At 47.8% G+C, this 22,298-nt stretch carries 18 protein-coding genes, 2 rRNA genes and 1 riboswitch (1 of these 21 cut by a window edge); of the genes, 16 read left to right on the top strand and 4 right to left on the bottom strand.

Annotated features, from left to right (window positions below; genetic code table 11):
• Together G7035_RS06665 and rrf are read left to right on the top strand one after the other, a co-directional pair.
• A 23S ribosomal RNA gene (locus G7035_RS06665) occupies positions 1-1,267 on the top strand; it begins 1,659 nt to the left of the window's first position.
• Between the two features lie 150 nt (positions 1,268-1,417).
• A 5S ribosomal RNA gene (gene rrf / locus G7035_RS06660) occupies positions 1,418-1,534 on the top strand.
• A 176-nt stretch (positions 1,535-1,710) separates the two neighbouring features.
• On the opposite strand, the gene G7035_RS06655 is transcribed toward rrf, so the two are convergent.
• The gene (locus G7035_RS06655) at positions 1,711-1,869 is read right to left on the bottom strand and encodes a hypothetical protein (protein WP_016818883.1); all 159 of its coding nucleotides are present in this window, start codon (positions 1,867-1,869) and stop codon (positions 1,711-1,713) included.
• A gap of 294 nt (positions 1,870-2,163) precedes the next feature.
• Between G7035_RS06655 and G7035_RS06650 the strand changes: the two genes are divergently transcribed.
• The 5 genes from G7035_RS06650 to G7035_RS06630 all read left to right on the top strand — a co-directional run bounded on the left by G7035_RS06650 (position 2,164) and on the right by G7035_RS06630 (position 8,448).
• Positions 2,164-3,495, top strand: a complete 1,332-nt coding sequence (locus G7035_RS06650; RefSeq protein WP_019685895.1) for an extracellular solute-binding protein — start codon at positions 2,164-2,166, stop codon at positions 3,493-3,495.
• Between the two features lie 231 nt (positions 3,496-3,726).
• Entirely contained in the window at positions 3,727-4,617 is an 891-nt protein-coding gene (locus G7035_RS06645) for a carbohydrate ABC transporter permease (RefSeq protein ID WP_019685896.1), read from the top strand.
• A gap of 5 nt (positions 4,618-4,622) precedes the next feature.
• Positions 4,623-5,456, top strand: coding sequence for a carbohydrate ABC transporter permease (locus G7035_RS06640; RefSeq protein WP_374984598.1), 834 nt, complete (start codon positions 4,623-4,625; stop codon positions 5,454-5,456).
• A gap of 30 nt (positions 5,457-5,486) precedes the next feature.
• Positions 5,487-7,283, top strand: coding sequence for a sensor histidine kinase (locus tag G7035_RS06635; protein ID WP_019685898.1), 1,797 nt, complete (start codon positions 5,487-5,489; stop codon positions 7,281-7,283).
• Entirely contained in the window at positions 7,264-8,448 is a 1,185-nt protein-coding gene (locus G7035_RS06630; RefSeq protein WP_019685899.1) for a response regulator, read from the top strand. Before G7035_RS06635 ends, G7035_RS06630 begins: the two co-directional genes overlap by 20 nt.
• Positions 8,449-8,520: 72 nt before the next feature.
• On the opposite strand, the gene G7035_RS06625 is transcribed toward G7035_RS06630, so the two are convergent.
• Complete coding sequence (locus G7035_RS06625; RefSeq protein WP_019685900.1) at positions 8,521-9,426, bottom strand: LysR family transcriptional regulator; 906 nt, start codon at positions 9,424-9,426, stop codon at positions 8,521-8,523.
• A 161-nt stretch (positions 9,427-9,587) separates the two neighbouring features.
• Between G7035_RS06625 and G7035_RS06620 the strand changes: the two genes are divergently transcribed.
• The 6 genes from G7035_RS06620 (at position 9,588) to G7035_RS06595 (ending at position 16,224) form a co-directional block, all read left to right on the top strand.
• Positions 9,588-10,178, top strand: a complete 591-nt coding sequence (locus G7035_RS06620) for a UbiX family flavin prenyltransferase (protein ID WP_019685901.1) — start codon at positions 9,588-9,590, stop codon at positions 10,176-10,178.
• Positions 10,179-10,206: 28 nt separating this feature from the next.
• On the top strand, positions 10,207-11,625 hold the full coding sequence (locus G7035_RS06615; RefSeq protein WP_025363806.1) for a non-oxidative hydroxyarylic acid decarboxylases subunit C: 1,419 nt from the start codon (positions 10,207-10,209) through the stop codon (positions 11,623-11,625).
• A 41-nt stretch (positions 11,626-11,666) separates the two neighbouring features.
• Positions 11,667-11,891 (top strand): non-oxidative hydroxyarylic acid decarboxylases subunit D, encoded by a 225-nt coding sequence (locus G7035_RS06610; protein ID WP_016818874.1) that lies wholly within the window; start codon positions 11,667-11,669, stop codon positions 11,889-11,891.
• A 71-nt stretch (positions 11,892-11,962) separates the two neighbouring features.
• Entirely contained in the window at positions 11,963-12,424 is a 462-nt protein-coding gene (locus tag G7035_RS06605) for a hypothetical protein (RefSeq protein ID WP_019685903.1), read from the top strand.
• Positions 12,425-12,587: 163 nt separating this feature from the next.
• Complete coding sequence (locus G7035_RS06600) at positions 12,588-13,748, top strand: serine hydrolase domain-containing protein (RefSeq protein WP_019685904.1); 1,161 nt, start codon at positions 12,588-12,590, stop codon at positions 13,746-13,748.
• A gap of 139 nt (positions 13,749-13,887) precedes the next feature.
• Entirely contained in the window at positions 13,888-16,224 is a 2,337-nt protein-coding gene (locus tag G7035_RS06595) for an Ig-like domain-containing protein (protein WP_019685905.1), read from the top strand.
• Between the two features lie 80 nt (positions 16,225-16,304).
• Here the strand turns inward: G7035_RS06595 and sdaAA are convergent, their stop codons facing one another.
• Together sdaAA and sdaAB are read right to left on the bottom strand one after the other, a co-directional pair.
• The gene (gene sdaAA / locus G7035_RS06590) at positions 16,305-17,204 is read right to left on the bottom strand and encodes an L-serine ammonia-lyase, iron-sulfur-dependent, subunit alpha (RefSeq protein WP_016818870.1); all 900 of its coding nucleotides are present in this window, start codon (positions 17,202-17,204) and stop codon (positions 16,305-16,307) included.
• Positions 17,194-17,883 carry an L-serine ammonia-lyase, iron-sulfur-dependent subunit beta gene (gene sdaAB, locus G7035_RS06585; RefSeq protein WP_019685906.1) on the bottom strand — a complete coding sequence of 230 codons (690 nt, stop codon included), beginning with the start codon at positions 17,881-17,883 and terminating at the stop codon, positions 17,194-17,196. The genes sdaAA and sdaAB overlap by 11 nt, the downstream gene beginning before the upstream one ends.
• Positions 17,884-18,094: 211 nt before the next feature.
• A riboswitch (glycine riboswitch) is annotated at positions 18,095-18,209 on the bottom strand.
• A gap of 214 nt (positions 18,210-18,423) precedes the next feature.
• Between sdaAB and G7035_RS06580 the strand changes: the two genes are divergently transcribed.
• From G7035_RS06580 to G7035_RS06570, 3 genes are all read left to right on the top strand, one after another.
• Positions 18,424-20,028: a DUF6359 domain-containing protein gene (locus G7035_RS06580; RefSeq protein ID WP_019685907.1), complete on the top strand. Its 1,605-nt coding sequence runs from the start codon at positions 18,424-18,426 to the stop codon at positions 20,026-20,028.
• A 332-nt stretch (positions 20,029-20,360) separates the two neighbouring features.
• Positions 20,361-21,392, top strand: coding sequence for an ABC transporter ATP-binding protein (locus G7035_RS06575; RefSeq protein WP_029514789.1), 1,032 nt, complete (start codon positions 20,361-20,363; stop codon positions 21,390-21,392).
• Positions 21,370-22,296 carry an ABC transporter ATP-binding protein gene (locus G7035_RS06570; protein ID WP_019685909.1) on the top strand — a complete coding sequence of 309 codons (927 nt, stop codon included), beginning with the start codon at positions 21,370-21,372 and terminating at the stop codon, positions 22,294-22,296. The genes G7035_RS06575 and G7035_RS06570 overlap by 23 nt, the downstream gene beginning before the upstream one ends.
• The last annotated feature ends 2 nt before the right edge of the window (positions 22,297-22,298 follow it).

Here is a 22,298-nt window from a genome sequence, read left to right as displayed (position 1 = left end):
CGACACAGGTAGGCGAGAAGAGAATTCTAAGGCGCGCGGAAGAACTCTCGTTAAGGAACTCGGCAAAATGACCCCGTAACTTCGGGAGAAGGGGTGCCTCGGTAGGGTGAATAGCCCGAGGGGGCCGCAGTGAAAAGGCCCAAGCGACTGTTTAGCAAAAACACAGGTCTGTGCGAAGCCGCAAGGCGAAGTATACGGGCTGACGCCTGCCCGGTGCTGGAAGGTTAAGGGGAGTGGTAAGCCTTCGGGCGAAGCTATGAACCGAAGCCCCAGTAAACGGCGGCCGTAACTATAACGGTCCTAAGGTAGCGAAATTCCTTGTCAGGTAAATTCTGACCCGCACGAATGGCGTAACGACTTGGGCGCTGTCTCAACGAGAGATCCGGTGAAATTTTAATACCTGTGAAGATGCAGGTTACCCGCGACAAGACGGAAAGACCCCATGGAGCTTTACTGCAGCTTGATATTGAATTTGGGTACGATCTGTACAGGATAGGTGGGAGCCGTAGAGCCTTGAGCGCCAGCTTGAGGGGAGGCATCCTTGGGATACCACCCTGATCGTATCTAGGTTCTAACTTGGTACCGTGATCCGGTACGAGGACAGTGTCAGGTGGGCAGTTTGACTGGGGCGGTCGCCTCCTAAAGAGTAACGGAGGCGCCCCAAGGTTCCCTCAGAATGGTTGGAAATCATTCGAAGAGTGCAAAGGCAGAAGGGAGCTTGACTGCGAGACCTACAAGTCGAGCAGGGACGAAAGTCGGGCTTAGTGATCCGGTGGTACCGCATGGAAGGGCCATCGCTCAACGGATAAAAGCTACCCTGGGGATAACAGGCTTATCTCCCCCAAGAGTCCACATCGACGGGGAGGTTTGGCACCTCGATGTCGGCTCATCGCATCCTGGGGCTGAAGTAGGTCCCAAGGGTTGGGCTGTTCGCCCATTAAAGCGGTACGCGAGCTGGGTTCAGAACGTCGTGAGACAGTTCGGTCCCTATCTGTCGTGGGCGTAGGAAATTTGAGAGGAGCTGTCCTTAGTACGAGAGGACCGGGATGGACGTACCGCTGGTGTACCAGTTGTTCCGCCAGGAGCACCGCTGGGTAGCTATGTACGGAAGGGATAAGCGCTGAAAGCATCTAAGCGTGAAGCCCCCCTCAAGATGAGATTTCCCAATGAGTAAGACCCCTTGAAGACGACGAGGTAGATAGGTTGGGGGTGGAAGTGCAGTAATGCATGGAGCTGACCAATACTAATCGGTCGAGGGCTTATCCTAAGATAAGGCGCAATGAAGTTTCGGATCCAGTTTTCAGGGTGTAACCTTGGAAGTATGTAGAAGTACATACAACAAGCGTATGGCTATTCATTCACACGATCGGTGATGAACCGAATAACCTTACGAAGGAATTTGCGAGGCAAATTCATGTTTGGTGGCGATAGCGGAGGGGTTCCACACGTACCCATCCCGAACACGACCGTTAAGCCCTCCAGCGCCGATGGTACTTGGACCGCAGGGTCCTGGGAGAGTAGGACGCCGCCAAGCACAGAAAAAAGAGCACAGCCTTAATGGTTGTGCTCTTTTTGTATAACCGATTTATTTATCGTCCACATGAAAGGCTCATGCCATGCCTTCGGTTAAAAGCACTAATATATTCCGGTTGTTCCTTGTATAGTGCTGCTTGACGTGCTGTTTCAACTGAGATCCAGCATTGTGCGATGTTAATCTATTTCAACCTCTTCTGTCTGGAGGACACTTAAGGCTTGAAGTTTACGGGTAATTTCCTTTTGCCACTTTGTATCTCCGACTTGTACGGCAAGATTGAGAAGATCCAAATAATCATCGATATGCAGGGAGGTTTTACTAAAAGCTTCTTTCACTGCGGTCCTGCCTCCTTTAAAGTCTATGTGTATTTATCATTTAATAATGATAATCATTATCAAATAAAGATCTTATTCATATTATGCCTGTCTTCTAGATAAATTGCAAGTTATGATATGAATGAATTTTGAAGCACGCAAATGAGGGCTTAAAAAAACAAACCCTTCTCCTTAAGTTCACGCATTGTTCACGTCTTTTCTATGTAACATAATGAAAAGAACAAGCGGGCATTGAGTGTCCACCGACTAGGGGGATAAATTGCGCAATGCTTCAACCAGAGGAGGAAAAGGAACATGAGCAGAGTAAAAATGAAAGCGTTTGCCGTTGTGGCGGCGGGCGCCTTGGCATTGACGCTGGCAGCTTGTAATAACGGACAGAGCGCAAGTCCGGGAAATTCAGGGGAAAAGGGTGGAGGCAATGTAACGAAGGATGTGACGATTACCTTTCAAAACATCAATCCTGATCCGAGCACCCCTTCATACAAAATGATAAAGCAGATTGTAAGTCAATACGAGCAGGATCATCCTCATGTCAAAATTGAATTGGATTCGCTAAATACAGATCAGCAAAAGCTCAAGCTGAAAACACAAGCAGCAGCGAAGGAAGTACCGGATATTACGATTGTAAATCCGGCTGCACAGATGAAGCCATTCGTAGATGCTGGGCTACTGGCACCATTAAATGATGTAGCTGATAAAGAGGGGTTAAAAGATACGTTTCAGGATGGCCTTCTTAATTACTATAGCTTCGATGATAAGCTTTACGCTTTTCCGGATGGTAACAATATAGAAGTGGTCTTTTACAATAAAGAACTGTTCGAGCAGGCGGGAATTCAAAAGTTGCCGACCACCTTTGATGAGCTGATAACAACGGTGAAGACACTGAAGGCAAAGGGAATTACTCCAATTGCTATTGGGGAAAAGGATTCATGGACCGGTTCCCTCCTTTTTATGAATATTCTGTTGCGTACAAATGAAGGACCAAATTTCCTCAATGATGTGCTGGATGGCAAAAAGACGTTTAACGACCCGGCTTTTGTGGAAGCTGTGGATGCATTTCAGGAATTGGTGCAGGCCGGGGCTTTCCCTGATGGAGCTACATCTATTGACTATAATGCAGGCGGTAATATTTTTAAAACAGGGAAAGCTGCGATGTATATTATGGGCACCTGGGAAACAGGTTCTATTGATGCCTCCCCGGTAGCGGGTAAGGTCGGAGCGTTTCAATTCCCTACGGTGAATGGCAAAGGGAATGTGAATGAGTATGTCATTGCGCCGGGTAGCGCGTTTGCGGTATCTGCGAATAGTGAACATTTACAGGAGACGAAGGACTTTCTGCACTATTTTATTACAGAGATGCCCAAGATTCAGTTTGATCTGAAGAATGCAATTGGCAGCGGTCAGAAAATGAAAGGCGATCTGAAGGAAGCGGGTTATTCCGAGTTAGCCATTAGTCTCAATGAGCTGTTCAAAAATGTAAAAGGAGGGGACCTTGCTTTTGATAATACGATGAATCCGGCTATTGCGCAGGCGCATCTGAGTAGCATTCAAAACCTGTTTGTGCAACAAGAAGACTCTGCGCAAGTTGCGAAGGAACATCAGAACACTTTTGAAGCCAATAAATAAGTGAGGATTTTGCAAACATCCAATAAGCGACTTCCAATGAACAATGTATAGCTCGAAATAGCCTAGTTCGTTTAGATATTGCGCTTTGGAGCGACTGAAATCGAATTTTGCAAAAATCCTGAAGTAGCGGACTCTAGGGGAGGGAGCGAAAGTACCCTTCCCTGATTCGGAATCACATATGGTTAAGCATCCCCAGAAGATACTCCGAATCAACACAAAGGAGATTAGAGCATGAATGTACTGAAGGTGCCGGCACGCACGATTGCCGTTTTCGTGCTGCCCTGCCTGTTGCTGTATACCTGTATGGTATTTGTTCCGATTCTGGTATCTGTGTATTGCGGGTTGCTGGATTGGAACGGAATTGCAGAGGCGAAGTTTGTGGGGCTGGCTAATTTCAAACGAATTTTTACAGCCGATCCAGTGTTCTGGCCGTCCGTGAAGCGGACGATGATGTTCGCTGTATTTTCCATGCTGGAAATTCCATTCTGTCTGCTGCTGGCCATTTTACTCAATCGTTATGTGCGTAAGGCAAATACATTGGTAACGATGTATTTTCTGCCGGTCATTCTATCGGTGGTCATTATCGGGCAGTTGTGGAAAACGATCTATAATCCGGCCTCGATGGGTGGGATGCTGAACGGTATATTGATGGCGGTCGGACTGGAAAGCTGGACACGCTCTTGGCTGACAGAACCGCAGATAGCAATGTATGCTCTATATTTTGTATCGTTGTGGCAATATTTTGGCTACCATTTGCTTATCCAGTTTACTGGGGTACAAAACATACCCAATGAGCTGTATGAAGCAGCTAAAATTGATGGGGCAGAAGGATTCAAAGCAGACCGTTACATTACGTTGCCGCTCATTGTGCCTATTTTCAAAATATCTATTGTATTAGCCTTTATCGGGTCCTTGCAATCGTTTGATTTGATCTGGGTGATGACGGGTGGAGGACCAGCCCATGCGACGGATACAGTATCCACGTATATGTACAATATGTCCTTTTTATCTATGAAATACGGGTATGGCAGTGCATTGGCTTCGTTTCTCGTAGTAATCTGCTTGTCATTTACAATTGTGATAAATTTTGTTTTCAAACGAATCGAAAATAAGGTAAGCTAAAGGGGATGGGACTGTTGAACGCTTTGAAAAAAATGGGGGTTTTCTCCCTGTTGGCCTTCTTAGTGGTCACCCAGCTGTATCCACTCTTTTGGCTGCTGACCTATTCGTTGAAGACGAATGAAGAGATATTAAGTTCAAGCTTCTTTGCACTCCCTCAAGTGCCCCAGTGGCACAACTACCAGGAAGCCTATGAATCAGGGAGCTACTTGCGTTATTTAGGAAACAGTGTGCTGGTGACCGGGGTTACAATGATTTTTGTCATTGTATTAAGCTCGATGACTGCTTATGCAATTACACGTTTTCGCTGGCGTTTCGGGGCTGTTGTGCTGACATTGTTTTTGGTCGGGATGATGATCCCCATGCAAGCTACACTGCTACCGCTGATGGTGATGTTTAAAAACGTCCATATTCTGAATACGTATTTCTCGCTGATTTTACCCTACATTGCTTTTCAGACACCGATTGCGGTCTTCATCCTATCCGGCTTTATGCGGTCCATTCCCCACGAAATTGAAGAATCCGCCTACATTGACGGAGCGAGCATCTATCGTATCTTCCGCAGTGTAATCTTACCCATCTCGATTCCGCCTATCATGACAGTGTGTATTTTAACCTTCATTAATATTTGGAATGAATACATTATGGCTGCCACCTTTATCTCGTCCGAAAAGCTAAAAACGCTCCCTTTCGGCGTATATACGTTCGTCAGCCAGTATTCTGTGAATTATGGCAACATTGGTGCTTTTTTAGTCATGGGGGCCTTACCAGTCATTATTATTTATTTTGTCCTGTCCGAAAAAATCACCAAGGGCATGGTTGCAGGAGCGGTTAAAGGATAGGCGGCCGATGCGAAAGGAGCGCACAGAGGTATGATGCGCCGTTTTCAATCCATTCAATACCGCTTGTTTGTTCTGTTCCTATTGAGCATGTCCAGCATTGTGCTGGCGGTCAGTCTATTATTTTACAACCGTACTACGGTGCAGTTCCATGATAAGATCAGTGAGCTTGCGCGTAAAAATGTATCTCAGACAGCAGGTCTGTTCGAATTGCTGCTCGACAGCTATAACAGTCTCTCCAAGTCGATCAGCAACAATATGGATTTGGTTCGTCTGCTGACGACAGATCATAGTGATTTACCTGCTGTCAATTACATCAACGAACGTACGATTACGAATATCCTTGGAGCCATCTACTATTCGCGCGAGGATCTAATCGGCATTCATGTCATCACAGACACAGGTAAGGTATACAATTATGGGAATTACATGAATGTCATTGATACTCATTACGAGCATACGGAATGGTACAGGGAAATTCGAAGGTCGGCAGGCAAAATTGCATGGCTGGGTGTTTATCCTCACTCTGTCATCGACCAAGTGGAAACCAGGCCTGTGTTTGCATTTGGACGGCAGCTCTATGATCTGGATGAACACAAGCCGATTGGTATTGTTCTATTTGAGGCTGAACCGCGTTCAATATTGTCCGCTCTCCACAATTTACGGCTGAGCACTAATAGTCAGGTCTATCTGTTGGGCCATGAAAATCGAATTGTATCGGCTACTTCTTCTGATCCACCACCAGATTTGCGAAATCTAGAGCCACAGGTCCCGGAGGAGGATGTAATTGTAGATCGGAATAATGAGAAAGTTGTAATCGCTTCCAAACTTCCGTTTGCCGATTGGTCGGTGATTAGTGTGACACCCAGCGAGGATCTGAATGTGGAACTGGCTCAAACTCAAAGGTACTTATTTATCGTGGCACCTATACTCATTATGGTGTCGGCGCTAATTGCGTCTATCGTCTCCAGGGGCATCTCCCTTCCGCTCAAACGAGTTATTCGGGAAATGAAACGGGTAGAGACAGGCAATTTCCGCCACACGGTAAACATCGAATCCTATGAAGAAATCAACCAGTTGGCTACTTCTTTCAACCATATGGTAAGACAGATTGCAGAACTGATTGAGTTAGTGCGTATATCATCGGTCAGCGAAAAAAATGCAGAGCTGCACGCTCTACAGACGCAGGTTAATCCGCATTTTTTGTACAATACACTGGATATGATCTATTGGATGCTGGATGAAAAGGGACAGGATCAGCTTGGTGAGGTGGTTCTCTCCTTATCCCATATGTTTCGTTACAGCAGTCACTGGGAAGAGGGAGCCGATGTAAGCCTACGGGAAGAAGTAGAGCAGGTCGGCCACTACCTCACCATTATTCAAGCTCGGCTGGAGGGCAGGCTATCTGTTGACGTCCACATTGAAGAACGATGGCTGGATATCCGTTTACCTAAAATGACCTTACAGCCGTTGATTGAAAATGCGGTGAAACATGGGCTGGAGCCTCTTCATGCAGATACAGTTGGCACACTGCTCGTCAGAGCGGAGGAGTATGGCGGTGTATTGAGCCTGCACATCATCGACAACGGTGTAGGGATGGAATATGAACGATGGGGGGTGGTCCAGGTCGCTTTGGCAGAACCCGGCAAACAGGCGGGCAGCGGGCAGGCGGGAGGCATCGGCCTGCAAAACCTAAATTTACGGCTACGGCACATGTTCGGAGAAGAGTACGGCCTACGGATCTCCAGCGCACCAGGGGCCGGAACGACAGTCACTGTAAGTGTGCCTCTGCCACAGAAGGAGGAGAAACATGAATATTCTGATAGCTGACGATGAGAATATGATTCGACAGGGGATTCGGCGTACTATTGGCCAAGCACTACCAACCTGCGGCATTCATCTCGCTGCTTCCACCGAGGAAGCAGCAGGCATTCTGGCGGAGCATCCTGTAGATATTGTGTTAACTGATATCCTGATGCCCGGTATGGATGGTCTGGAATTCATGCGTATTTCCAAGCGAAAGCATCCTCATCTGCAGTGGGTTGTCATTTCGGCCCATTCCGACTTCCAATATGCGCAAAGAGCAGTAAAGCTGGGTGCCAAAGACTACCTGTTAAAGCCGATCGGTAAAAAGAAGCTACTGGAATGCATTGAAGTGTTAGCAGCCGAAGCCCTTGTGGCCTCGCAACAGGCAAACGAGGGCAGGCTTCTTAAATCCAATATGGTTTATTTGCGTGAAGCTGTTTTCCAGCGTTATGCACTCGGATTGGATACAGGTAAGCTGGATATACAGCCCTTCGTCGAAAATTATCCAGAATTCCATCTTTTTATGGTTCGCATGGAACCTGACCACAAGCAGACGCATTTGGAGCATTTTATGATTGAAAATGTACTGTCCGAGCTCATTGAGGCTGGAGGCAGCGGCTTTGTCGTTAGTCTAGACCGCCATAGTCTGCTGGGGATTGCAAGGTTAAGGGATGAAGCAGAGGCTGCACGGCTAGAGACGTTGCTTGAATCCCATTTGAAGCGTTATGTCAGGGTGCCTCTGCAAATTACACGTTCAGGTGTTCACCACAATTTCTCATCCATACCTGAAGAGGTAGCGCGACTAAGACGAACACCAGAGGAGATTGCAGCCGCAGCAGCGGATACAGGAGAATGCCTCCGCAAGGGTATGCATACGGTTGATGTAGCATTGCAATATATTCGGGCACACTTTACAGAGGAGCTGTCACTGGAAAAAGTGGCCTCAATCGTATTTTTAAATCCGGTGTATTTCAGCCAGTTATTCAAGCAAAAGACGGGACAAGGCTATAAGGATTACGTTATTTCATTGCGTATGGAAGAGGCAAAGCGGCTGCTAAATGATCCTCATCTACGGCTGGCTGATATTTCCGAGCGGATTGGATATCAAGATATGAGGCATTTTACACAGGTATTTCGGCGCAAATGTGGAATGACTCCGACCGAGTATCGGCATCAAGGAGTTAAATAAGTTGGTATCAACGACCGAATGAAGGAAGTTCATACAGCATCAGACTGTTTCAGGAGTAGAGCGGTAGAGCATCTACTCGGGAACAGTCTTTTTCGTGTCTCCAGCTTGTAGCAGTTCAACAAATTTGCGAGCTGCATTGGATAAATAACGATCCTTGCGCCATACGACGGCAGGCTGTGTGAAAGGGAATGGCTCCTTAATGGAGAGTGTGCGAAATCTGTCCCCGTATTCTTGTCCCAAGCCAGCGTCTGGAATAATGGTAATTCCCATGCCTGTGGAAACGAGCGAGAGAATGGTCGATATTTCTGGACAGTCCAATACGACGCGCGGAATAAGATGGTGTTCCTGAAATTTGCGGATGACGGTTTCGTATAGTCCGTATCCTTCTGTTCGGCGTCCCAACAAGAGGTCATAGCTGGCAGCTTCCTGTAATGTAATTTCCCCACTGGGATGGCGATCTGCCCATTCACACGGAAGAACCGCAACAAAAGAAACGCCCTCCAGTTCAATCGTATGGTACGATTTGTCGTCTACCGGAAGCAGCAGCAGGGCCAGATCGACTTTATTTTGATGCAGCAGCTCTTCCAGATGATGTGTGTCTCCGTGTCCTATTTTAACGTATACCTCTGGATAAACCTGATGAAAGTGACTGAGTTGTTCAGTAATCAGAGACATACAGGCGGATGACGTGCCTATGGCAAGTGTGCCGATTACTCTGTTTTCAAACTCCCCAATTTCTCTACAGGTGTCCTCCATTTCAGCCAATAATCTTTTGGCGCGTGTATACAGTGTATATCCGGCCTCGGTAACTTCCCACTTCTTTCCTTCACGGTAAATCAGCTTTACACCAAGCTCGTCCTCCATATTTTTGAGTTGTTGACTCAGTGGAGGCTGGGCCATGTTGAGCGTTCTGGCGGCCTTGGTGATTTGCCCTTCCTCCACGATGACGCAAAAGTATTGCAGATGCTTCAAGTCCACTGGGGATTCCTCCTCATTTCTAAACAACGCTTCGATTTGAATACTTTTAAAGTATGCATTACATATATTATATATATTTTTCGTGTGCAGGGAACGGGCGTATAATTTTTGACAGTAATGCATGGGCGAACATAAAACGATGGGATGGAAGGAGGGGACATATGAAGAAAATCATTGTAGGAATATCGGGAGCGACAGGGTCAATCTTTGGTATCCGTATATTGCAAAAATTACGGGAGGCTGGAGTCCAAAGCCATCTGGTGCTATCCCCGTGGGCTATTGCCAACATTCCCTATGAGACAGGCTACACGGTGAAGGATGTGAAGGCAATGGCGGATGCAGTCTACTCGTATAAGGATCAGGCCGCACGTATTTCTAGCGGCTCCTTCCGGGTAGATGGTATGGTCGTCGCTCCTTGCAGTATGAAGACTCTTGCCTCTATTCGTATCGGTATGGCGGACAACCTGCTTACCCGATCAGCGGATGTGATACTGAAGGAGCGAAAGAAGCTGCTGCTCATGACCAGAGAAACACCATTAAGCAGTATCCATCTGGAAAATATGCTGGAGCTGTCACGTATGGGCGTGATGATCCTGCCGCCGATGCCTGCCTTTTATAATCATCCTGCAAGTATCGAGGAATTAGTGGATCATATTGTTTTTCGCGCATTGGATCAGTTCGGTATTGTCACAACCGCAGCCAAACGCTGGGATGGGATGAAGCAGAATGACTCCAGGCTGCACCAGAATTGAGAAATCGAAAGACGAAGGAGAATGAATGATGGCTTATAAAGACTTTCGCGATTTTCTACACACCTTGGAAAAGGAGGGACAATTACTCACGATCAGCGATGAGGTAAAGCCGGAGCCGGACCTCGCAGCAGCTAACAGAGCATTAAACAATCTTGGAGATAAGACGCCTGCTCTCTTTTTCAACAACATCTATGGATATACGGATGCTCGTATTGCAATGAATGTGATGGGCTCCTGGCCCAATCATGCCCTCATGATGGGAATGCCCAAAAATACGCCGCTCAAGGAGCAGTTTTTTGAATTTGCCAGACGCTATGAACAATTTCCGGTGCCCGTGAAGCGGGAAGAAGCCGCTCCTTTTCATGAAGTCGAAATTACGGAGAATATTAATTTGTTTGATATTTTGCCGTTGTTTCGTTTGAATCAGGGGGACGGAGGGTTTTATTTGGATAAAGCAATTCTAATTTCACGCGATCTGGATGACCCGGACACCTACGGTAAGCAAAATGTCGGCTTATACCGGATGCAGGTGAAAGGCAAGAACCGTTTGGGCATCCAGCCTGTACCACAGCATGATATTGCGATCCATATCCGTCAGGCTGAGGAGCGTGGCGAAAATCTGAAGGTGGCTATTGCCCTCGGATGTGAGCCTGTGATTACAACGGCTGCTTCTACGCCACTGCTGTACGATCAATCCGAATATGAGATGGCGGGCGCCATTCAGGGCGAGCCTTATCGTGTGGTCAAAGCGAAGGATGCAGATCTGGATCTGCCTTGGGGAGCCGAGGTCATTTTGGAAGGCGAAGTGTTAGCAGGTGAACGTGAGTATGAAGGTCCATTCGGTGAATTCACAGGTCACTATTCCGGCGGTCGCGCGATGCCAGTCATTCAGATTAATCGTGTATATCACCGCAAACAGCCTATCTTTGAGCATCTGTACATCGGGATGCCTTGGACGGAAACGGATTATATGATCGGTGTGAATACAAGTGTACCGTTGTTTCAGCAGCTTAAGGATGCTTTTCCTAATGAAATCGTAGCTGTTAATGCCATGTATACGCATGGGCTGGTCGCTATTATTTCCACGAAAACCCGGTATGGCGGCTTTGCGAAGGCTGTGGGAATGCGTGCGTTAACGACTCCGCATGGATTGGGGTATTGCAAGCTGGTGATTGTGGTGGACGAGGAGGTCGATCCGTTCAATCTGCCGCAAGTCATGTGGGCTTTATCCACCAAGCTTCATCCAAAGCATGATGCTGTCATTGTTCCTGGCTTGTCTATTTTACCGCTTGACCCCGGCTCTGATCCGGCAGGTATGACGCACAAAATGATACTGGATGCGACGACACCTGTAGCACCGGATATTAGAGGCCATTACTCGCAGCCGCTCGATTCCCCGCTGGGTGTAGCGGAATGGGAGAAAAAGTTGAGCCAAATGCTTCGCTAAATATTTTTAAAAACAAAGAAAATTTAAAGGAGTGCTGACAGATGCATATTTGTCCCCGTTGTGAGTCCAATCGTTCAGAAGTCGTTTCCCATTCGCCGGTTAAAGGTGCCTGGGAGGTTTTGTTGTGCCCTGTATGCCTGTTCACATGGCGAACCTCAGAACCGGATAGCATTACTGATCCAGCAAAGTATAAATCGGCGTTCAAGGTAAACCCCCAAGATATTCCGGATGCTGCTCATGTTCCTCCTATTCCAGAGCGGATATAGGGTCGTTCGTAAGTAGCCGTAAATTATGGTATTTTGAAGTCATAGACTAAATATAAAGGGGATTATACTTCATGCAGACGCCAAGGATCGGTAAGGAACTGTTCACGCTGCTGAACGGCAAGGAGTTGGAGCACAAGCAACAGGAAGCAATGATGCTGTTGACGGTTACGGAAGATCAGTGGCCGCACATAGCGATGATTAGTGTGGGTGAGATTGTAGCGCTGGACGAGAAAAATCTGCGTCTGGCACTGTGGCCCGGTACGACCACGACGGGCAACATGATCCGTACGGGGAAGGCGACACTTGCGGTGTTCACCGGGGGAAAGGCGCATTATGTGCGGTTGTCGCTGGAACATCTGCCCGCTTTGCATGAAGCCAAGCATGTGCGTGAGCGATTTGCGGCACGGGTTTTCGCAGCTAGAGAAGATTCGGCCCAATATGCGGATATCTTGACAGGTGTCACAATTCGCCTCAAGGAGCCGGAATCGGTGATCAATCGCTGGAAAGAGACGGTGGCAGAGTTGTTGGTATAAAGCTATCTAATTATGATAAATCATCTTTGTAATTGCTCAGTTTACCGTTAAAATAAATGCAAGGGAATAAGCGCTTACAAGGAGTCAGGTTGAGCTTGTTGGAACAGGAATTAGAGCGTGAGGGGAAGCTTGTTTCTTTTGAAGGAAAATAGGAGGGATGAAAATGTCTCGTTTTGACAAGGTAGATCAGCTATTGCAACGATTCTTAGCGAATGGACCGGCAGGGTGTGGTTGTGCCATTGCACAAAATGGTCAAGTGTTGTATGAAGGTTATCATGGATATGCTGATGTGGAAACTCGGAAACCGATTACTGAAGATACCGTGTATCGCCTGTTTTCCATGACAAAGGTTGTTGTATGCGCGGCTGCCCTTATGCTGTACGAACGCGGACAATTTTTATTGAATGAGCCTTTGTATGAATATTTACCTGAGTATCGTGATTCGTATGTATTCAAAACTGCTCCTAACGGGTACACCTACATGGATAAGGCGGATAACCCTATTTTAATTAAGCATATATTCAATATGAGTGCGGGGCTTCCTTATGCTTCCGAGTTTTCAGAAACAGGAAAAGCTATGCACAAGATCATTACAGCTTTAAAGGAAAAGCAAGGGAAATATGACCTGCGTACAGAAATTAAAGCGCTTTCTAAAGTTCCGCTTGCATTTGAACCGGGAACACGATGGTTATACGGATATGGACATGATCTTGTTGCAGGTCTAATTGAAGTCATTTCAGGTAAATCATTAGGACAATTTTTGAAGGATGAAATCTTTGATCCACTTGGAATGAACAATACAGGTTACCGTTATCGTGGAGATATTGAATCGCGGATGGCCTCCATGTATCAACGGACAGACGCCGGAAAACTTGAAAAAATTGAAGGTTTCTTGGATGAACATCATCAGCCAGATGCTATATATGAAGGTGGAGGCGCAGGCTTATATTCGACAGTCAAAGAATACCTGACATTTTCACAAATGTTGTCAAATGGCGGCATGGTAGACGGTGTGAGGCTATTGGGGAGAAAAACCATTGATTTAATGCGCACAAATCATCTGAGTACAGCCCAACTATCGGATTTCACCAATTCATACCATACAGGTTATGGCTATGGACTGGGCGTGCGTACGTTAATGGATAAAGCGGCTGGTCATGCAAACAGCTCGATTGGGGAATTTGGCTGGACGGGAATGGCAGGCACATGGGTTTCTATAGATCCGAGCGAACAGTTCTCCGTCGTTTATATGCATCAGCTTGATCCCAATATGGAAGAGTATCACCATTTGAGAATACGTGCAGCAGCTTATAGCTGTCTGTAAAAGTACCGATTCTAGTTAATAAGGACCAAATTTTCTTTAAAGTCTAAACTATTCTTTTCCATATGACGACATAAAACGTAGGTGTAGGGATTTTGCGAAATCCTCAATTTTTAGCATTGAAATGGGAGGGAATTAGATTTTGAAGAATAGATGGTCCGGATTTCTGGCGTTGGTCATCCTGATTTCAAGTTTTACATCATATGCAGGGTTTGCATCTGCAGCAGATGCGGTGCTTTCCAAGATTGTCCTTTCCTCTAACGAGGTAACTTTGCAGCAGGGAGATACGGCTGCGCTGACGGCTACAGCTGTTTTTAGCGATGGGACGACCTCGAATGTAACCGTAAGCACGGATTGGAAAAGTGATAATACAGCTATCGCTACAGTGTATAACGGTACGGTTTCAGCCAAAGCTGAAGGGGAAGCGACCGTGGTAGCGACCTATAAAGAGAAGGTACAATCGGTTCAGGTACATGTTACGAAAAAGGTTAAGGCGCTTACATCCAATGTGCAAAGCCTGAACTTACGTTCGAGCGGCACAGGACAGATTGATTTGACAGCGACTTATAGTGATAATACGACAGCTCAGGTTTCAGGTGATGCGACCTGGACCTCGGATAACCAAAAGGTAGCGACTGTAGTTAACGGATTGGTTACTGCTCAGGGAGCAGGTACAGCTAATATTAAGGCTGTTTATGGTCAACAGACTGTAACGATTGCTGTACAGGTAGAGCAGGTTAAACGTCTCGATGTCAGTTCATCAGAGGTTTCTCTTTTGTTGAAGGATACAGAGAAGGTTAAATTGACAGCAACGTTCCCGGATGGATCGGTACAGGACGTGACAGAGTCTGCTGAGTGGAGCTCCAGCAATGCAGCTGTGGCAGATGTACTGAAAGGCACTATTACCGGCTATAGCGCGGGTAAGGCGACGATCACAGGTAAATATGGCACGATGTCCGCTACGATTGCGGTGGATGTAGATCAGACGAATAAGCTGAAAGCCAGCGAAACCAATATTTTCCTCCGTTTGGATGAATCTAAAAAAATTCAGGTATCTGCTGTCTACCCGGATGGAACAGTAACGGATATCACAGATAAAGCTACTTGGGCATCAAGCGATGAAAAAGTTGCAACGGTGAATAAAGGAACGATTATGGCCATTGGAGCGGGTTCAGCTACAGTGACTGCTAAGTATGGAGATAAGACAGTTTCGATCAAGACAGATGTCGAAACCTCTAGATTTCTGGATTTGAGCGAGGACAAGCTGAGCTTGAACGCCAAGGAATCCAAAAAGCTCAAGCTGACTGCAACGTACGTAACAGGTACGGAAGAAGATATCACAAGTAAGGCAGAGTGGAAATCCAGCAATGAAGATATCGCTTTTGTCAGCGCGGGGGAAGTCACAGGTTATAAAACAGGTGAGGCTACGATCACAGCTTCTTATGGCGGCAAAACAGCTACAGCTACAGTATCCGTAAATGTGCCTGGTGATCTGTCTTTGTCTTCCAAAACGGCAACGATTGATATTAATGAGGACTATACTGCAACTCTGACGGCTACTTATGCGGATGGACGCAAGGAAGACGTGACACAGGATGCGGAGTGGGCTTCAAGCGCGGAAGATATTGCTTCTGTGTCCAAAGGAACGATTACGGGTAAAGCAGCCGGTAAAGCGGTTATTACAGCGACCTATAACGGCAAAAAACTGACAATAAACGTACAAGTGGGCCTTGTGGACCGTCTGGAAACAGACTCGCGTGTGATTGCGCTTGGTGCTCAGGAAACAAAGCAACTGAAAGTAACAGGCGTTAAGAGTGGTGGCACAAAAACAGACGTAACCAAGGACGCCACTTGGACTACTAGTAATGTAAAAGTAGTTGAAGTTAGCGAAGGTTTGATTAAAGCGAATGCAAGCGGTAAGGCAACGGTCACGGCTTCATATGGCAAGCAAACCATTACGTTTACGGTAGAAGTGGACGTAGCGCAAAAGATTGAAGCGGATGCCATTGCGTTATCACTAAAATCCGGGGATCAAAAAACGATTGCGATTGTAGTTAAATCCAGTGATGGCAAAGAAAAGGATGTTACAACCCAAGCTGAATGGAAAACGTCCAACTATAAGGTAGCCACCGTCAAAAAGGGTCAGGTTACCGCGGTCAGCTACGGTAAGGCTAACATTCAGGCGAAGTTTGGCGGTAAGGTGATCAGCGTACCTGTTGATGTTGATACGCTTAAATACCTGCAAACGGACGAAGTCGCCTTGACTTTGAAGGCAGGGCAGCTGGCCAAGGTTACGGCTACAGCCACGTATAAGGATGAGTCGGAGAAGGATGTTTCCAAACCTGCTGTCTGGTCCTCGTCTAGAATTATTGTTGCGACCGTCAAAGACGGCAACATTAAGGCACAGGGCAAGGGCAAAGCTGTAATTACAGTGAAATATGCAGGTAAAATGACGAAGGTACAGGTAACCGTTCAGTAATCTGTTAAAATGAAAAGAAAAAGAGCAAGCATACGTCTAGAGACGATATGCTTGCTCTTTTATTTTTTAAAGCTTAGAAGCTACGATTTATTCTTCTTGGTTGATGTGTTGCGTGTCAGTGATTCGGTCAAACGCTTGCCAGTGGGTGTCTGGGCCAAGCCACCTTTGGCGGTCTCGCGGTGCTTTGATGGCATTGCGCTGCCGACTTCAAGCATTACGTCAATGACTTCGTCAGACGGAATGGCGCTGCGCACACCCGCCAAAGCCATATCCGCTGCGGCAAGTGCGGTCACGGCTCCCAGCCCGTTGCGCACGATGCACGGAATCTCGACGAGTCCGGCGACGGGGTCGCAAATCAGACCGAGCGTGTTCTTGAGCGCTAGGCCTACGGCGTGAACGGCCTGCTCAGGTGTGCCGCCGCGTAGCTCGACCATAGCTCCAGCGGCCATCCCGATGGCTGAGCCAATCTCAGCCTGACAGCCTCCCTCCGCGCCGGAAATGAAGGAATTGTTGGCGATGACGTAGCCAATGGCTCCGGCTGCGAACAAGCCGTGCACCATATGCTCATCATCCCAGCCGAACCGCTCCTGTGCACTAATGAACACACCGGGGATGACTCCACAAGAGCCAGCAGTGGGCGTAGCCACAATACGCCCCATGGACGCATTAACCTCCGACACGGAGAGCGCATAAGCCATGGCGAGTGCGGAGGCGTCGCCGGAGCAGGTTTCCCCTGCCCGCAGATACTCGGCCAGACGCTTGCCGTCACCGCCCGTTAATCCACTGCGGGATACGGTGTCTTGCGTCTGACCACGATGAACGGCCTCCTTCATGACTTCATAATAATCAGACATTTGGCGGAAGATTTCTTCTTCCGTTGTATTCGTCTCTTGTACCTGCTCTTGAATCATCAGGCGGCCAATCGTGGTGGATTCCTCCGCGCATATGGCGCTGATTTCATGCAGATGGCTAAATCGCATCAGATTCAGCTCCTTTTTTCAAATTAATCATTTTAATTTCGTACATATGTGGTAAGGATCGTAGTTTTGCGATCAGTTCAGCCGTAGGAGGACTGTCCGTTTCGATGGCGGTAAGTGCTTCACCATCTCGGCCTTTGCGATCCACATGCATATAGGCAATGTTAATGTCGGCAGCGCCGAGTGCTGAAGTCACCGCACCTAATGTGCCGGGCTTATCCGAGTGAAGAAGCACCAACGTAGCCAGCTCCCCGGTCAGGTTGACTCGGAATTCGTTGAGCTGCTGGACATGGATGCTGCCGCCACCGATGGAGGAGCCCAGCAGTGTGCGCTGATCCTCACCCTTCCACAGTTCAAAACGGACGGTATTTGGATGGGGCGCGGGTAGTCCGCTGACGGCAAACTCCACGGCCATTCCAGCCTGCTCCGCCCATTGCTCGGCATCTGGAATTCGGTGGTCGTCTGTATCGTAATTGAGCAGGCCTGCGATGAGTGCTAGGTCTGTACCGTGTCCTTTGTATGTGTCGGCGAAGGAGCCGTACAGTGTCATGCGGGCACGATCAGGCTGCGTCCCGAGCCAGTGACGGGCAACGCGTGCAAGCCGCACCGCGCCTGCAGTGTGTGAACTGGAAGGTCCGGTCATGGCCGGACCGATAATGGAAAATACATCTTTGAAACGCATGGTGTGGCCCCCTGTATGTTCTAGTACCATAGTATATGGTATTTCCGCGTTTTTGCGCGGCTATGACGGTTCCTAATGCTGACGTACAATGTGAGCGCAAAAAAGGACAGGATAAGGAAGTTTCCCTTATCTCTGTCCTCGTTACCTGAGAGTTTCGTGCGGTGTCCTTACCGCCTTACCCCTTGGGTGGCTTGCGCTCTCTCCAGAGTTGCGTCAGATGACGATACATGGACCTGAGAGATTATCCGCCAGCCGGGTGTTGGCGTCTTGCTCCTTCGGTGCCGCCAGCGTGTAAGCCCCTGGACAGACTCTCCCGTCATCTTCATTCGCGTATACCGTTCTACATATCTTTCTTAGCGTAATGTATGCTGTGCTCGGTGTCAATCGCAGGGTTCAATTTTTACATAAACAGGCGAGTTTCCAATAAAAAAGATTAAAATTTACATAATTATGGATGAAATCAGGAAGGAATTAGAAGATTGACAGCTAATCTGATAGAGGACAATTACATTTATGGAATTATAGGAGGGATATTGACGTATGGTAAAAGGCTTGCGGTTCACAGGTTCACGCTTGAAAGGGGTGCTGCATCTGGCAGCGATCGTATCGCTGCTGATCGGGATCTTCGTTCCATTCGATCAGGTCAAAGCGGAGGGAGCACTGACAGTAGCCGAGGCACTTCAGCGCCAAGGCAGTGGAGGCACAGTGACGGTGGAAGGTTACATCGTTGGACATGCTACCGGATCGAAAACGGCTAATTTTTCTTCTCCGTTTGCGAATGATTTTAACGTACTGATTGCCGACCAGGCCAATGAACGTAGCACGTCTAATCTATTGGATGTACAGCTGACATCAGCGTACAGAGGGCAATTTGGGCTAACAGGCCATCCTGAGCTGATTGGCAGCAAAATCCGTGTGACGGGTACACTTGGCGCCTACAATAATTTTGGTGGAGTGAAAAGTCCAAGCACTGTTGAACTGGTGAACGGAAGCGAGCCGGGGGAACCAGGTGAACCTGGCGAACCTGAACCTGGAAATCCGGGTCAACCCGGTACTACACTGCCGGATGGCAAAGGCAAAAAGGTGCTGTTCGATAATACGCACGCACAGACGGCTGGGGCAGCAGATTGGGTCATTGAAGGCGCCTTCTCCGACTTTGCCAATGGACTGCGTAATGTAGGTTTTACAGTGGACCAACTGAACCGTCCCATTCCTTTTACTTATGGAGAACAGGCCATAACCTATGATAAGCTGCGCCAATATGATGTGTTCATCATCGGTGAAGCGAATGTTGCCTTTAAGGCATCCGAGCAGGCTGCCCTGCTGCAATATGTGAATAACGGGGGAAGTGTTTTCTTCATCTCCGACCACTATAATGCGGACCGTAACAAAAACCGTTGGGATTCCTCCGAGGTTATGAATGGCTACCGTCGTGGAGCCTATACTAATCCGGCCAAAGGCATGACTGCAGAAGAAGCTGCATCGCCGGCGATGCAAGGATTAACAAGCTCCGATTGGCTGGCGACCAACTTTGGTGTTCGTTTCCGTTATAATGCGCTTGGCGATGTAAATGCTACGGACATCGTAGCCGCAGATCAATCCTTCGGCATTACCAAGGGTGTACGCTCGATTGCCATGCATGCGGGATCTACGCTGGCTATTATTGATCCTACCAAAGCCAAAGGAATTGCCTACATCCCGACAGGTACAAAAAAATGGGGCAATGCAGTAGACCAAGGAGTCTATAACGGCGGAGGCCGTGCGGAAGGTCCTTATGCTGCGATCTCCAAGGTGGGTCAAGGCAAGGCAGCATTTATCGGTGATTCTTCCCCTGTAGAAGATGCTACACCGAAATATGCGCGTGAAGAAAACGGACAGTCGAAAAAGACATATGATGGTTTCAAGGAAGTGGACGATGCCACCTTCCTGGTGCAAACGGTCCAATGGCTTGCGTGGAAGCAGGACTACACGAAATTATCCGATGTGGCAGGTTTAACGCTGGATCAACCGACGAAGCTGCTGCCGTTTGAAGAGCCTGCGGCTTCCACAGAACCGCAACCGGAGCCTTGGTCTGCTCCAGCAGCAGGCTACAAATGGTACGATCCAAGAACGTTCAAGCCGGGCTCCTATGGAGCGGCTTCATAATAAACGCAAAAAATAATTCAGTGTGAGTGGTTGGGTGCTAGTTAGCCGTTTGGTCCTCTGTAGGGGATCAAACGGCTTTTTTGTGATGAAAATTAACCTGTGGTTGGTTATTTTATTACATTTTGTGCCAGGAAGGTCGCGCTACGGCTGGATCATTGATTTTTTAAATGATGTTGATAGCATAATCTTAATTGATATATCCATATACTGGTGATAGGATGTATTCAAATTATTCCGACAAAAACGGTATGTAATGTTTGTGGAAGGTTTTAACATCAAACATGGTGAGAATAAGCAGGACAAGACCATGGAGAATGGAGGAAGCGCGCGCATTGAATATCGAACCTGTGTTGGAGATTAAAGGATTATCCGTATCTTTTCGTATCAACGATCAATACCACCCGGCAGTCGATCATCTGGATCTGACGGTCAACCCCAATGAAGTGCTGGCTGTAGTCGGAGAATCCGGTTGTGGCAAAAGCGCGCTGGCGCTTTCCATCCCACAATTGCATGACATGGAGCGGACACGTGTCGAAGGAAAGGTTCTTTTTAAAGGCACGGATCTGATCCGTCTCTCCTCAGGGCAAATGAATAAAATCCGCGGAGCGGGCATTGGCATGATCTTTCAGGACCCGCTGACAGCACTGAACCCGTTAATGAGCATTGGCATGCAGATCGAGGAAAATCTCGATTATCATACGTCCCTATCTACGAAGCAAAAAAGGGAACGTGTACTGGAGCTACTGGAAAGCGTGGATATACCCAACCCCGTACGTGTGTATGAACAGTATCCACATGAACTTTCAGGAGGAATGCGCCAGCGTGTGATGATCGCGATTGCCATAGCTTGCCGACCCTCACTTATTATTGCAGATGAGCCGACGACTGCGCTCGATGTAACCATTCAATCGCAAATTCTTGATTTGCTCAAACAGCTTCAGCAGGAGACTGGAAGCGGAATTATTCTGATTACGCACGATCTTGGCGTTGTGGCCGAAGTAGCTGACCGTGTGGTGGTCATGTATGCCGGAGAAATCGTGGAAAGCGCTGATGTTTTTGAATTATTCCGGCATCCACAGCATCCGTATACGCGTTCCTTGCTAGCCTCCATGCCGGGATCGCATACCAAGGGAGAATCGCTGCATGTCATTGGTGGCATTGTTCCCTCATTGCAAGATATTCCTCGCAATAGCTGTCGCTTTGCTTCGCGTATTCCCTGGATTCAGCAGAGAATGCATGAAGACCATCCCCGATTAAAAGAAATTTCCCCCGGCCATTGGGTCCGCTGTACATGTTACCAGCATTTTCATTTTGAAGACGAAACAAAGGGAGAGGCTGCTCATGGCACTACTGGAGCTAAATGATTTGAAGGTTCATTATCCGGTGCGCGGTGGTTTTTTCCAGCGTGTTGTTGATCAGGTAAAAGCAGTGGATGGCGTGTCGATCAGCATAGAGGCAGGCCAAACATATGGGCTAGTGGGAGAATCCGGCTGCGGAAAAACGACGACAGGCAGGACGATTATCGGCCTGAATAAGCTGACGAGCGGACAGATTATTTTTAATGGAAAGGACCTTGCGGCTTTGAGTCGGAATAACCGCCATCCGCTGCGTAGAGACATTCAGATGATTTTTCAGGACCCCTATTCTTCGCTTAACCCGCGCAAGCGCGTATTGGATGTCATTGCTGAACCGCTGCGGAACTTTGAAAGGCTGAGTAATGAGGAAGAGCGGCGAAAAGTGCAGATGCTGCTGGAAAAGGTCGGCTTGAACGCTGATGCGGCCTACAAATATCCGCATGAATTTTCCGGAGGCCAGCGGCAACGGATCGGGATTGCGCGTGCGCTGACATTAAATCCAAAACTGATTATTGCTGATGAACCGGTATCGGCGCTAGATGTTTCTGTGCAGGCACAGGTGCTTAATTTTATGAAGGATGTGCAGCGAGAGTTCAAATTGACGTATTTGTTCATTAGTCATGACCTGGGTATTATCCGCCATATGTGTGACCAAATCGGCATCATGTACCGAGGTCGCTTAGTGGAACAGGGAAGCGAGCAGGACATTTATGAGCGTCCACAGCATTTGTATACCCAGCGGCTTATTGCCACCATTCCCAGTATTGATCCTGCGAAGCGGCTAGAAAATGCTCGAAAAAGGCAGAAGCTTTTATCCTCTTACAAGTCAGAGCTGCCCAAACATTTAGATACGAGTGGAAAGCCGTTCGCACTAAAATCAGTAAGTCCATCCCATCAAGTCGCGCTACCTTAAGG

It is taken from the genome of Paenibacillus polymyxa (assembly GCF_015710975.1).
Classification (GTDB): Bacteria; Bacillota; Bacilli; order Paenibacillales; family Paenibacillaceae; genus Paenibacillus; species Paenibacillus polymyxa.
This window is presented reverse-complemented; position numbering and strand designations above follow the sequence as displayed.